Below are 13,512 nucleotides of genomic sequence, written 5' to 3' on the forward strand. Positions count from 1 at the left end.
CCACCCAGATTCGCGATTCAATACACTCAGAAGACGAACGAGCACGCCTGGACCGCAAAAAAATTAAAAGTTCACTTCACTCAAGAAAGAAATCACAATCGGCCACGACAGTGATCCATGTCCGACAACGGGCTATCTGGATACTCGATATAAAGTTGCCAGAGGCGAAGTGAACCATGACCACCGTACTGTCCGCACGACCTGCCCAGACCCTCTATGTCACCGTCCGCCGTGATGAGCTGCGGCAACTCAAAGAGGAGTGCGTGCAGTTGCGCCAGGAACTCGAACAATTGCGCCGGCAATTACAAAGTGCCCAGGCTGGCCACGTCAGCCTGCACGACTGATCCCCCCCACAACACGCGGCGAGCCAGAGCCCGCCGTCATCCCTGACAAAGTTTTCACATCCCGTTAGCAATACTTCAACACTTTGTGGCTGCTCATTAGTGATGCGGCCCTCACTTGTTGTGCCGGGCTAAACGGCATTGACGATTCAAGTTGTTATCAGCTGGAGCGCTGTATGGGGATGTTCAAACGCAGTAACACATCTGCGAAAGGTTTTGACTGGGCCGGACTCGGCTGGCTATTTCTTTTCTTCTGGTACTTTTCCGGCATTACCCAACTGCTGATCCAACTGACCGGCACCTCCGGGTTCTCGGGCTTTCGCCAGGCGTTCATAATGAGCGCCATCTGGCTGGCACCCATGCTGATGTTCCCAAAGCATACCCGCGCAATGGCGGCCGTCATCGGCGTGGTGCTGTGGGCATGTTCCATGGCCAGCCTCGGTTACTTCTTCATCTACCAGCAAGAATTCTCGCAAAGCGTCATCTTCATCATGTTCGAGTCGAACGTGTCTGAAGCCGGCGAATACATGACCCAGTACTTCGCCTGGTGGATGGTGCTGGCGTTCCTTGCGCACACCGCTTTCGCCGTATTCCTCTGGACCCGTTTGCGCCCGGTGTACATGCCCCGTGCCCAAGCCTGGACAGTAGCCATTGCCTTGCTGGTGGCGATTGTCGGCTACCCGATCATCAAACAATCGATCAAGCACGACACCATGGCCGCGGCCATGGAAAGCTTTGAAAGCCGCATAGAGCCTGCAGTGCCATGGCAGATGGTGGTCGCGTATCGCCGTTACCTGGAGCAACTGGACAACATGCAGGGCATGCTCGCCAGTGCCAGCAAAATCCCGCCATTGACCAACCTCAAGGACAATGAAGCCGGCAAGCCCACCACCCTGGTACTGGTCATTGGCGAATCAACCAACCGCCAGCGCATGAGCCTTTATGGCTACCCACGCGAGACCACCCCCAATCTTGATAAATTGCGCGATCAGCTGGCGATTTTCGACAACGTCGTAACACCGCGCCCTTACACCATCGAAGCACTGCAACAAGTCCTGACGTTTGCTGATGAAGAAAACCCGGACCTGTACCTCAGCACCCCGTCGCTGGTCAGCGTGATGAAACAGGCCGGTTACAAAACCTTCTGGGTGACCAACCAGCAGACCATGACCAAGCGCAACACCATGCTCACCACGTTCTCCGAGCAAGCAGACCAGCAGGTCTACCTCAACAACAACCGTAACCAGAATGCGCGCCAGTATGACGGCGACGTGATTGAGCCCTTCAACAAGATCCTGGCCGACAGCGCGCCACGCAAGCTGATCGTGATTCATCTGCTCGGCACGCACATGAGCTACCAGTACCGTTACCCGCCGACCTTCGATAAATTCACCGATCGCACCGGCGTCCCCGCCGGCCTGACCGATGACCAGGTACCGACTTACAACAGCTACGACAATGCCGTTTTGTATAACGACTTTGTGGTGTCGAGCCTGATCAAGGACTTCGCCAAAACCGACCCCAACGGCTTCCTGCTGTACCTGTCCGATCACGGTGAAGACGTTTTCGATTCGGTTGGCCACAGCACCCTGGGCCGTAACGAAGCCAAGCCGACCGCTCCGATGTACACCATCCCGTTCATGGCCTGGGCCTCGCCAAAATGGCGTGAAAGCCATACCTGGAATTTCGCCAGCGACCTTGGCCGCCCGTATAGCAGCTCACAGTTCATCCACACCTGGGCAGATCTGGCCGGTTTGAGCGCTGACGAACTGGACGATAAAAAGAGCCTGGTAAGCGATCAGTTTGTCGCGCGTCCGCAATTGATCGGCGATCCGTACTCGCGCCCGCAAAAAGCCTTGATCGACTTCAGCCTGATCAAACCCAAGCCCCCTGCAGCGGGTAATGTGGCCACGCAGTAAAAAGCACAACGGGGAGCTAATACCTCCCCGTTGAGTGTTAGTTCACTGCTGGAAACAATCAGAAACAACAATCATTCGCGATTGCGCTAATTCGCCCCCTTGTCATTCGTTTGAAGCACTAGACCACTTCACAACAATGACAAGGAGCCGGCAGCGATGTTCGCGCCCACCACCCGTTCGATGACGTTAACCCTCGGCCTGCTAAGCAGCACCATCAGCCCCTGCCTCATGGCTGATAGCGAGATCAAGGACGAAACACGTTCCACCTCAATGGAACTCGGCAGCACCAGCATCACAGCCCAGGGACTGGGTGCAACGACTGAGAACACCGGTTCCTACACCACGGGCTCGACCAGTACCGCCACCAAACTCAACCTGAGCATCCGCGAAACGCCGCAGTCGATTTCGGTGGTCACCCGCCAGGAGATGGACGACTTCAACCTCAACACCCTGACCGAAGCCATGCGTCATACCACCGGTGTCGTGGTGCAACACAACGATTCGGACCGGGTCAGCTATTCGTCTCGTGGCTATACCATCAACAACTTCCAGATTGACGGCATGCTCAACACCTTCAGTTTCATGAAGTCTGATGCCGACACCATCATCTATGACCGCATTGAAGTCATCCGGGGCGCAACAGGCCTGACCACAGGCGCTGGCGACCCGTCCGGCACCATCAACATGATCCGCAAGCGGCCGACCCGCGAGCTCCAGGCCAAAGCCGGCGTCACCGGGGGCAGCTATGACGACTATTACAGCTACGTGGATGTCGGCGGCCCGCTGGCGTTTGACGGGCGTTTGCGCGGGCGCACCGTGCTGGCTTACCGCGACAGCAAATCGTTCCGCGACAACTACGCACTCAAGCGAGAAGTGGCCTACGGCATTCTGGAAGCCGACCTGACAGACGACACCACAGTTGCAGTCGGATATGACTACCAAGACAAGCAAGTGCAGGGTTCATCCTGGGGAACAACACCGTACTGGACCGGCACCGGCGACAAAGCCGGATTTGGGCGCTCAACCAACCTGGCCACGTCATGGAGCTCATGGCCCATGAAGGACAAGACTGCATTCGCCACCCTGGAGCAACGACTGTTCAATGACTGGCGCCTGAAAGCGGCCTACACCCATCGCACCAGTGATGCCGAAGGCAAGGTGTACTACGCCGGCGGTGGTTTCCCCAATGCCGATGGCACCGGCATGTCGGCTTTTAGCAGCCATTTCATCGGTGAGGAAAAAATGACCGCCATCGATGTGAATATCTCGGGCACCTACCCGTTATTCGGGCGCGAGCATGATCTGATGCTGGGTTATGGCGAAGCCAAAAACGACAACACCTCGCCCTTGATGGTTGAACTCAACCCAGATAACTACCGCCAGATTCCGGACTGGCGGGACATGAGCACAATTGCCAAGTATCAGGACTTTAATACCGGCATTCAGGGCACCCGGGACATCATCAAACAGAAGTCAGGCTACCTGGCCACGCGGTTTAACCTGACCGATCAATGGCATGCCGTGCTCGGCACGCGGTATGGCAGCTGGCAAAGCTTGAGCGCCAGCACTGAGTTCGATGAAGCATCCAAAGGGCTGGTGCATGCAAAAAAAGTTCAGACCCACAACGACATGCTCACCCCTTACGCGGGGGTGCTCTATGACTTCACCGAAGAGCTGACGGCCTATGTCAGCTACACCGACATTTTCAAGCCGGGTACCAATAAGGATATTAGCGACTCCTACCTGGAACCCGTTGTGGGCAGTAACTATGAGCTGGGGCTCAAGGGCAGCTTCCTTCATGAGCGGCTCAACCTGTCATCGGCCGTGTTCTGGAGCAAACAGGATAACGTGCCGGAAATCGATGACTCGGCACCCCGCGGGCCCAACGGCGAGCAATATTACAAATCCGGGGGCAAGGGCAATAAGGTCAACGGTTTCGAAATCGAGCTGGCCGGTGAAGTAATGCGTGACTGGAACATGATGGCCGGGTACACCTACACCCACTCACGTAACGCTGCGGGCAAGCGGATGAACACCGCGGCACCCTTGAACCTGATAAAGGTGTCGACCACCTACCGCCTGCCGGCCGAATGGAAGGCCATGACCGTGGGGGCTGCCGTCAACTGGCAAAGCGATATCTACCGCGCGGCCAATCGTCCGACCGCAGAGAAAGACGCCAAGGGCTATCCGGTTACGTTCAAGGAAGACATTACCCAAAAGTCCTACACCCTCGTCGATCTGATGGCCCGCTACGAGTTCGACAAACACGTCTCGGCCACTTTGAACGTGAAGAACCTGCTGGATCAGAAGTACTACGAAAACGTCGGTTTCTATAACGGCGTGTTCTGGGGTGATCCACGGACCGTTAGCCTGGGCCTGGAGTGGACGCTCTAACCAGCGACAGGCTTTTGTAACTGCTGCCGCGTTCTGCGGCAGCGGCTATCAAGGTTTAGCCTTACAAATATTTATTCCAGAACAACATGCGACCATATGCAGGGTCGAGTTGCCCCTCACTGAAACCGAATTTCCTGTATGAACCTTGAGCTACCGGGTTGCCCTCAAGCACTTCAAGGGTGATCTTGCAGCAGTCACGCTCACGGGCAATTTCTTCTACCTTGAGCAGCATCTTCTGACTCAGGCCCAGACCACGAAATGTATCGACCACTGAAACGTCGTGCACGTTGACCAATGGCTTGCCGGCAAAGGTCGAGAAGCCTTCAAAACAATTGACCAGTCCTGCCGCCTCGCCATTTACAAAGGCCAGTACGCTGAACGCATGGGGACGTTTGGCCAGCTCGGCCGGTAACTGCTCCAGTACCTGCGCCGACAACGCCTCACCGCCGCCCATAGGGTCCTTGGCGTAGTGATTCAATACGTCTCTCAAGGCCTGGGCGTGTACCGGGTTTGTATAGTTTGCTTGCACTACCACGACATCCGACATTGCGTATGTTCCTCGACGACTTGGGTTCTTGGTGTCCGATTTTGACGACACCAGACCTTAGCGTGCCGCAAGCGACGCATACAAGTGCCCGGATCAGATATGGCTTGAGGGATCGATGCCTTGCATCAGCGCGTCGATTTGCGGCGCCAGGGTGTCGGCGTCCGGATAAATCAGAATGTGGCGAAACTGTGCATTGGCCTTGCGATACGCCTCGACATCCACAGCCGCTCCGCCCGCCATCTCCTGGCTGATCAGTAACAAATCAAACTCATGGGCTTGAGCGTCATACAGGCTCACTAACGCCTGCTGGTGATACAAGGGAGCAATGCGGTAGTAGCCCGCAGCATTGAGCGACCTTTCTAAGGTTAAAGCCTGGGCCGGTTCGGTGTCGGCAATCAAAATTCGTAATGACTTGGTGGGCATGATGTCTGAACCATCGTCAAAAGTATTCTGTTAGACGGAACACGTCAGCAGTACTGCATGTACCGACGCCAGATAAGTGCACTTTCGGACATTTCAAGACACCGTTTGTCTCGTCACTGATTTGACGACCTGCACACTGGCAACAAAGTCAAAAACAGGCCCGGGGCCCATGCCCCGGTCTTTCTCCAGGGAGCGCCGGGCGACGCCCCCTCATTATGCTCCTGACCATCGGCTACGCCATCACTGCCAGCCAAATTTGCGGATGTAGAAACCCTTCACCGCCTGAGTCAGCACCATGTAGGCCAACAAAATCATTGGCAGGAACACAAAGTACAGTGGCGGCAACGCCTGCAATTTGAAGTAGGCCGCCAGCGGCCCCATCGGCAGGAATATCCCCACAGCCATGATGACGCCTGTCATGACCATCAGCGGCATCGCTGCACGGCTTTGCAGAAACGGAATTTTTGGCGTCCGGATCATGTGCACGATCAGCGTTTGAGTCAGCAGCCCGACCACGAACCAGCCCGACTGGAAAAGGGTCTGGTGCTCAGGTGTGTTGGCTTTAAACACGTACCACATCAAGGCAAAGGTCAGAATGTCGAAAATCGAGCTGATCGGGCCAAAGAACAACATGAAACGCCCGACCTCGGCGGGCTGCCAGCGCTGCGGTTTTTTCAGCATTTCCTCATCGACGTTATCGAACGGAATAGCGATTTGTGACACGTCGTACAGCAGGTTCTGGACCAACAGGTGCATGGGCAGCATCGGCAGAAACGGGATGAACGCACTGGCGACCAACACCGAGAACACGTTGCCGAAGTTCGAGCTGGCGGTCATTTTTATGTACTTGAGCATGTTGGCGAAGGTCCGGCGCCCTTCCAGCACGCCCTCCTCCAGCACCATCAGGCTTTTCTCCAAAAGGATGATGTCCGCCGCTTCCTTGGCAATATCCACCGCGCTATCCACTGAAATCCCGATGTCCGCCGTACGCAGCGCAGGCGCGTCGTTGATTCCGTCCCCCATAAAGCCAACCACATGGCCGTTGGCTTTGAGCAAGCGCACGATGCGTTCTTTGTGGGTGGGTGTGAGTTTGGCAAATACGTTGGTGGTCTCAACAGCCACCGCCAGCTCGGCATCGGTCATGCGCTCGATGTCGTTACCCATCAGCAGCCCCTGTTGCTCCAGGCCCACTTCCCGGCAAATTTTCGCCGTCACCAGTTCGTTATCGCCAGTCAGGACTTTTACCGCAACCCCGTGTTCGGCCAACGCTTTAAGCGCGGGCGCGGTGCTCTCTTTAGGCGGATCAAGGAACGCCACATAACCAATCAGCGTCAGGTCCTGCTCGTCTGCCAGGTTGTAGGTGTCACGCCCGGTAATCATGGGTCTGGCCGCCACCGCCACTACCCGCAACCCTTCTTCGTTAAATGCTGCGGTCACCTGGCGAATACGCGCCAGCAGCTCGTCGCTCAGGGCTTCCTCCGACTCGCCATGGCGCACGGTTTTGCACACTGACAGCACCTCTTCGACAGCACCTTTGCAGATCAGCAGATGGGGCTGATCCTGCTCGGCCACGACTACCGACATGCGCCGCCGTGTGAAGTCGAAAGGGATTTCATCCACCTTGCTAAAGGCAGTGCCCACATTTAACTCGCGGTGCACCTCAACATGCTCCAGCACCGCCACATCCAGCAGGTTTTTCAGTCCGGTCTGGTAGTAGCTGTTGAGGTAAGCCATTTCCAGCACGTCATCGGATTCTTGACCCCAGACATCCACGTGCCGTGCGAGAAAGATCTTGTCCTGGGTCAAAGTGCCGGTTTTATCGGTGCACAGTACATCCATCGCGCCAAAGTTCTGGATCGCGTCCAGCCGCTTGACGATGACTTTTTTACGCGACAGAAACACTGCACCTTTGGCCAGGGTTGAAGTCACGATCATCGGCAGCATTTCCGGGGTCAGGCCAACGGCCACCGACAATGCAAACAGCAAGGCTTCGGTCCAGTCGCCCTTGGTAAAGCCGTTAATGAACAGAACCAGCGGCGCCATTACAAACATGAAGCGGATCAGCAACCAGCTGACCTTGTTGACCCCGGTCTGAAACGACGTAGGACCACGGTCCGTCGCGCCGACACGCTGCGCCAGCGCGCCGAAGTAGGTGTTGTTGCCGGTCGTCAGTACAACTGCCGTGGCCGCACCGGATACCACGTTGGTGCCCATAAACAGAATATTTTCCAGCTCCAGCGGGTTACTGGTCTGGCTGTCGAACTGTCGGGAAAATTTCTCGACCGGCATTGACTCACCCGTCATCGCCGCCTGGCTGACAAACAGGTCCTTGGCGCTGAGCACCCTGCAATCTGCCGGAATCATGTCCCCCGCGGACAACACGATCAAATCCCCCGGAACCAATTGCTTGATCGGCAGTTCAATGCGTTGCGCGCCTCTGATTTGCTGGGCTGCGCCGTAGAACTTGCCAAACATTGGCGAGCTGTCGGCACTGAAATCGCGCCGCATGACCGTCGCGGTGTTACTCACCATGGCCTTGAGCGCGTCCGCCGCCTTGTTGGACTTGGCTTCTTGCCAAAACCGCAGCAACGTCGACAACACCACCATGGTGCCAATCACCACCGCCGCCTGAATGTCATCAGTGGCCAGAGAAACAGCTGCCAGCAAGGTCAACAGCAAATTGAACGGGTTTTTGTAGCAGTGCCACAAATGCACCCAGCGGCTGAGGGGCTGTTCGTGCTCAACTTCATTGAGCCCGTGTTGCTGGCGCAGGGCTTCAGCCTCGGCTTCGCTCAGGCCATCTGTATGCGTACCCAGACTGTCGATCAATACCGCACTATCGCGGTTGGCTGCTGCCACCAGGGTCTGGGCCAGGGTCGCAGGCACTTCACGGCTGACCGTGGTGTTGGTCAGACTGTCGAGCAAGGCCAGACGCCGGAAATGCCGGCCGATATGGCGAGTGCGCAAAAAGCCGGCGAAGAATTCTTTGAGGGTGAGTTTCATCGTGCTACTCCTGCGCCGCCTGCACTCACCCGTTCAGAGTGACTATGCAGACGGCCTAAATCTGGAACCGTCATTCATGGTTTTTAATCCCGGGGCGAACCAGATGCTCGCGTCTAATCGAACAATCGGACACAGCCCGGCAATGCGGGCCGATGATGGCGGCGACGGATTGGCATAAAGAAGTTGCCCATAACGATTTCCCCTGACGATCAACCAAACGGCGCAGCGGGCACACGCGTACGACATGTCGCGACCTGCCACCAAGGGCATTGATCACACACGTTTCAGTGTCGATGAGAGAACTTGCGGGGTCGGGTCGCTACTGACCCGATCAAGACGCCGCTTCTCGCTACTCAGCAAGAAAACGGCAGGGGAATCTGCGCGCTAGCTTGCCGGGAATATGCCGGTGTTGATAACCGGCCGACTACTGTGACTCGAGTTTTTACCCACTGAGAGCCTGCGCTATTAATGAAAACGCCGGCAGCTTACGCCCGACGTTTTAGAGAGTAAACCGCAGCAAGGCTTCGGTTTTGTGAATCAGAAGGATCTTCAGGCGGGGTTCAGTTTCACTCATATGAAGTGACATAAGGGCCCGAAAACAGGGAGTAAAACCCTGGTATCCAATGCAGAATCAGCCTTCTGGGGGCGCTTGTCACAGGCGTACAGCGACATGAAAGCCTTCCCGGGCGAATCGGCAAGACAGGCAGCTGCGGGTCACTCAGGCCATGCCTGGCCTGACAAAAATCTGCATGTATATCACTGCCTTGCCGGGCGTATCAGCGACACGGAGGTCATCGCGGCTCATGTCAAAAACGCTCAGGTATTCAGTCCATGGCGCCCGCCTTTGCGCCTCGTAACGCTGCCCGGCAAACTCACCGTTCGTGGTCTTGGCCTGGACATCCCCGCTTACAATACTGGCCACGCCGACAGGCCCGAAAACACATCAAACTCAGGTCTTATCCCACTGCCTGATACGAATCCGGCAATGCTTCATGGCGTTGACAATATGCTTCTCAACCATGCTGCGTGAAATGCCGAGGCGCTCGGCAATTTCCGGATGCGACAAGCCTTCAAGCTTGCGCAGTAAAAAGCTGTCACGGCACGCCGCAGGCAGTTCGGCCAGAGCGCGCTGGATCAAGTCCAGGCGCTGATGATGGTCCATCAACACCTGGGGCGAGGGGGTGAAAAAGCGCTCCTCGGCGTCCAGTACCTCCAGCGGTTCAACCTGACGCAAAGCGTTGCGCCGATGACCATCAATCACCAGATTGAGCGCCGTGCGGTATAGAAATGCACGCGGCTGCTGGATCGGCTCATCACTGGCGCGCTCAAGCACACGCACGTAGGCGTCATGCACCACATCTTCTGCCGCCTGGGCATTGCCCAGCCTGGCACTCAAAAACTTCACCAGTTCGCGATAGTAGTTTTCCAACATGACTCCTGGCCGCAGGGTTGCGGCAACATTCCATGAGCGCAGAAACAGGCCGAATCAATAGCGGCATGATGATGGCACTTTTGCAGATGTAATTTATAGCAATTCTCATATAGATTTAAGATTGCAGCGCTAAAACCACCCTGAAACATTAAGTAACAAGCGTAAAAACAAACACTTAAATCTTCGATTCACTCTCTCGTTTACTCAACAGCTCCCGTGTCTGTCGGTTTGCCGACAGCGTTCGCTTTTGCCGTTTACGGTTCAAACAGCGTAGCGACGGGCCGACTCCTATTGGCCGGAACCCAGCATGAAACGCCCGAGACACAACCGTCGTGCACTCTTCATCTGCCTGTTGGCATTATTCGTTGGAGTTCTGACTGCGTGGCTATTTATGCCCCCGGGTCGCCAAGCGTATGACACCGTCCCTGTGACACGTGCAGATATTGAAAGCAGTGTGACGGCCCTCGGCACCCTGCAACCGAGCCAATACGTCGACGTGGGTGCGCAGGCATCAGGCCAAATCAACAAAATCCACGTCAATGCCGGTGATGAAGTCCAGGAAGGTCAGTTGCTGGTCGAGATCGACCCGGCGACCCAGCGAGCCAAGCTCGATGCCAGCCGTTTTGCCACGCAAAACCTCAAGGCTCAGCTACAGGAACAGCGCGCACTGTACGACCTGGCCAAACAGAAATATCAGCGCCAGCTGAATCTCGCCAAAGGCGGCGCAACCCGCGAAGAAGACATACAAAGCGCACTCGCTGAAGTGCGTACCACCCAGGCACGGACCGACATGGTCCAAGCGCAAATCCTTCAGGCCCAGGCCAGTTTGCGCAGTGACGAAGCAGAACTGGGCTACACCCGTATCTACGCGCCCATCTCCGGCACCGTGGTGGCACTGGATGCACGCGAAGGCCAAACCCTCAATGCCCAACAGCAAACACCGCTGATTCTGCGCATTGCCAAACTCTCGGCCATGACCGTCTGGGCAGAAGTCTCGGAAGCAGATATCGGCTACGTCAAACCGGGCATGCCAGCGTATTTCACCACCCTGAGTGGGGCTAACCGGCGCTGGAACACCCGGGTACGGCAGATTTTGCCCGTACCACCCAAACCTCTTAATGAGGCCAGCCAGGGCGGTGGCAGCCCTTCGGGCGCAGGTAAAAGCGGCAGCGCGCGCGTGGTGCTTTACACCGTACTGCTCGACGTCGACAACACCGACCAGGGGTTGATGCCCGAAATGACTGCCCAGGTGTTTTTCGTCGCCGGCCAGGCCAAAGACGTATTGCTGGCCCCCATCATTGCCTTACAGGGCAGCTCTGAAAGCAACCGGCAAACCGCCCGTATCGTGAGCAAAGACGGCAAAATCCAGTCCCGCGAGATCCGCACCGGAATCAGTGACCGCTTGCGGGTAGAAATTATCGATGGCTTGAACGAAGGCGATCACCTGCTCATCGGCCCCGCCACCGGTAACGGAGGCTGAATGCCCACTCCCCTGATCGACCTGCAAGCTATCCGCAAGGTCTACGGCGGCATCGAGACGCCCGAAGTTCACGTACTCAAAGGGATTAGCCTGTCGATCCATGCCGGAGAGTTCGTGGCGATTGTCGGAGCCTCGGGCTCGGGCAAATCCACCCTGATGAACATTCTGGGCTGCCTCGACCGCCCGACCTCAGGGCGCTATTTGTTCGCAGGTGAAGACGTGGCCCGTCTGGACAGTGACGAACTGGCCTGGCTACGCCGCGAAGCCTTCGGCTTTGTGTTCCAGGGTTACCACCTGATCCCCTCGGCGTCGGCCCAGGAAAACGTCGAAATGCCGGCCATTTATGCCGGCATGCCCGCCGCCGAGCGTCACGCACGGGCTGGCGCCCTGCTCGCCCGCCTGGGCCTGGGCGAGCGCACAGCCAACCGGCCTCATCAGCTGTCCGGCGGTCAACAACAACGGGTATCGATTGCCCGCGCCCTCATGAACGGCGGGCACATCATCCTCGCCGACGAACCCACCGGCGCTCTGGACAGCCACAGCGGCGCCGAAGTCATGGCCCTGCTTGACGAGCTGGCCAGCCAGGGTCACGTGGTGATCCTGATTACCCACGACCGCGAAGTCGCAGCGCGGGCCAATCGCATCATCGAAGTGCGCGACGGCGAGGTGGTCAGCGATAGCGCCAGCGCTCAACCGTCTGCGCGAGCCGACAACCCTGACGCCTTGCAAGCCGTCGATTTGCGCAAACGTTTTAATGAGGGCAGCGAAGCCCGCGGGGCCTGGAAAGGCGAGCTGGTCGACGCGGTTCAGGCGGCCTGGCGAGTGATGTGGATCAACCGCTTCCGCACGGCCCTGACCTTGCTCGGCATCGTTATCGGTGTGGCCTCGGTGGTCGTGATGCTGGCGGTGGGCGAAGGCAGCAAACGCCAGGTCATGGCCGAAATGGGGGCATTCGGCTCCAACATCATTTACCTCAGCGGTATGCCACCCAGACCACGGGCGCCGCCGGGCATCGTTAGCCTCAACGACGTCGCAGCGCTTTCGACCCTGCCCCAAGTACAAATGATCATGCCAATCAACGGCGCGCAAATCGGCGTTCGTTACGGGAACGTCGACCACACCCTGTACACCGGCGGCAATGGCATCGACTTCCCGGCGATTTTCAACTGGCCGGTGGTCCTGGGCAGCTTCTTCACCCAGGCCGACGAAGACGCCGCCGCTGCCGTAGCGGTGATCGGTAAGAAGGTCCGGGACAAAGTGCTCAAGGATGTACCCAACCCTATTGGCCAGTACATCCTGCTGAAGAACGTACCGTTCCGGGTGGTCGGCGTACTGGCCGAAAAAGGCGCCAGCTCCGGCGACTCCGACAGTGACGCGCGTATCGTGGTGCCCTACTCCGCCGCCAGCGTGCGCCTGTTCGGTACGCACAATCCGGAATACGTGGTGATCGCGGCTGCCGATGCAAGCAAGGTCAGACAAACCGAAAAGGCCATCGAGCAGTTGATGCTCAAACTGCACCACGGCACGCGGGATTTCGAGATCACCAACAATGCGGCGATGATCCAGGCCGAAGCCAAAACCCGTAATAGCCTGTCGCTGATGCTCGGTTCGATTGCCGCCATTTCACTGTTGGTGGGGGGTATCGGAGTGATGAATATCATGCTGATGACCGTTCGCGAACGTACCCGTGAAATTGGTATCCGCATGGCCACCGGCGCCCGTCAGCGCGACATTCTGCGCCAGTTCCTGACCGAGGCCCTGATGCTCTCGATGGTCGGCGGGCTGACCGGTATCACCTTGGCCTTCATGGTCGGTGGCATTCTGTTGCTGTGCGATGTGGCGGTGGCGTTCTCCCTGTTTGCGGTCCTCGGCGCCTTTGGTTGTGCGCTGGTGACTGGCGTTATTTTCGGCTTTATGCCGGCCCGCAAAGCTGCCCGGCTCGATCCGGTCACGGCACTAACCAGTGAATGATT

The 13,512-nt window shown here is 57.2% G+C and carries 9 protein-coding genes; 5 read left to right on the forward strand and 4 right to left on the reverse strand.

The window, feature by feature from the left end:
• Positions 1-176 precede the first annotated feature (176 nt).
• From ACP7BO_RS05005 to ACP7BO_RS05015, 3 genes are all read left to right on the forward strand, one after another.
• A complete protein-coding gene (locus ACP7BO_RS05005) occupies positions 177-344 on the forward strand; it encodes a DUF6026 family protein (RefSeq protein WP_397454405.1) in 168 nt (55 codons plus the stop codon).
• Between the two features lie 173 nt (positions 345-517).
• A complete protein-coding gene (locus tag ACP7BO_RS05010; RefSeq protein ID WP_060694111.1) occupies positions 518-2,260 on the forward strand; it encodes a phosphoethanolamine transferase CptA in 1,743 nt (580 codons plus the stop codon).
• Between the two features lie 156 nt (positions 2,261-2,416).
• The gene (locus tag ACP7BO_RS05015; protein ID WP_426208949.1) at positions 2,417-4,654 is read left to right on the forward strand and encodes a TonB-dependent siderophore receptor; all 2,238 of its coding nucleotides are present in this window, start codon (positions 2,417-2,419) and stop codon (positions 4,652-4,654) included.
• A 61-nt stretch (positions 4,655-4,715) separates the two neighbouring features.
• Here the strand turns inward: ACP7BO_RS05015 and ACP7BO_RS05020 are convergent, their stop codons facing one another.
• The 4 genes from ACP7BO_RS05020 to ACP7BO_RS05035 form a co-directional block, all read right to left on the reverse strand.
• A complete protein-coding gene (locus tag ACP7BO_RS05020) occupies positions 4,716-5,201 on the reverse strand; it encodes a GNAT family N-acetyltransferase (RefSeq protein WP_397454407.1) in 486 nt (161 codons plus the stop codon).
• A gap of 93 nt (positions 5,202-5,294) precedes the next feature.
• Entirely contained in the window at positions 5,295-5,624 is a 330-nt protein-coding gene (locus ACP7BO_RS05025; protein WP_397454408.1) for a hypothetical protein, read from the reverse strand.
• 240 nt (positions 5,625-5,864) lie between these two features.
• Positions 5,865-8,627: a magnesium-translocating P-type ATPase gene (gene mgtA / locus ACP7BO_RS05030; protein WP_426208952.1), complete on the reverse strand. Its 2,763-nt coding sequence runs from the start codon at positions 8,625-8,627 to the stop codon at positions 5,865-5,867.
• A gap of 949 nt (positions 8,628-9,576) precedes the next feature.
• A complete protein-coding gene (locus ACP7BO_RS05035; RefSeq protein WP_397454410.1) occupies positions 9,577-10,059 on the reverse strand; it encodes a sigma-70 family RNA polymerase sigma factor in 483 nt (160 codons plus the stop codon).
• 307 nt (positions 10,060-10,366) lie between these two features.
• On the opposite strand from ACP7BO_RS05035, the gene ACP7BO_RS05040 reads away from it, so the two are divergent.
• On the forward strand, positions 10,367-11,539 hold the full coding sequence (locus ACP7BO_RS05040; RefSeq protein WP_426208954.1) for an efflux RND transporter periplasmic adaptor subunit: 1,173 nt from the start codon (positions 10,367-10,369) through the stop codon (positions 11,537-11,539).
• Entirely contained in the window at positions 11,540-13,510 is a 1,971-nt protein-coding gene (locus tag ACP7BO_RS05045) for a MacB family efflux pump subunit (protein ID WP_426208956.1), read from the forward strand.
• The last annotated feature ends 2 nt before the right edge of the window (positions 13,511-13,512 follow it).

The sequence above is a fragment of the Pseudomonas sp. TWR2-1-1 genome (assembly GCF_049897045.1).
Taxonomy (GTDB): Bacteria; Pseudomonadota; Gammaproteobacteria; order Pseudomonadales; family Pseudomonadaceae; genus Aquipseudomonas; species Aquipseudomonas versuta.

Coding starts and splice junctions, on each gene's coding strand:
- ACP7BO_RS05005 (WP_397454405.1), top strand. CDS start 177: ATGACCACCGTACTGTCCGCACGACCTGCCCAGACCCTCTATGTCACC.
- ACP7BO_RS05010 (WP_060694111.1), top strand. CDS start 518: ATGGGGATGTTCAAACGCAGTAACACATCTGCGAAAGGTTTTGACTGG.
- ACP7BO_RS05015 (WP_426208949.1), top strand. CDS start 2,417: ATGTTCGCGCCCACCACCCGTTCGATGACGTTAACCCTCGGCCTGCTA.
- ACP7BO_RS05020 (WP_397454407.1), bottom strand. CDS start 5,201: ATGTCGGATGTCGTGGTAGTGCAAGCAAACTATACAAACCCGGTACAC.
- ACP7BO_RS05025 (WP_397454408.1), bottom strand. CDS start 5,624: ATGCCCACCAAGTCATTACGAATTTTGATTGCCGACACCGAACCGGCC.
- mgtA (WP_426208952.1), bottom strand. CDS start 8,627: ATGAAACTCACCCTCAAAGAATTCTTCGCCGGCTTTTTGCGCACTCGC.
- ACP7BO_RS05035 (WP_397454410.1), bottom strand. CDS start 10,059: ATGTTGGAAAACTACTATCGCGAACTGGTGAAGTTTTTGAGTGCCAGG.
- ACP7BO_RS05040 (WP_426208954.1), top strand. CDS start 10,367: ATGAAACGCCCGAGACACAACCGTCGTGCACTCTTCATCTGCCTGTTG.
- ACP7BO_RS05045 (WP_426208956.1), top strand. CDS start 11,540: ATGCCCACTCCCCTGATCGACCTGCAAGCTATCCGCAAGGTCTACGGC.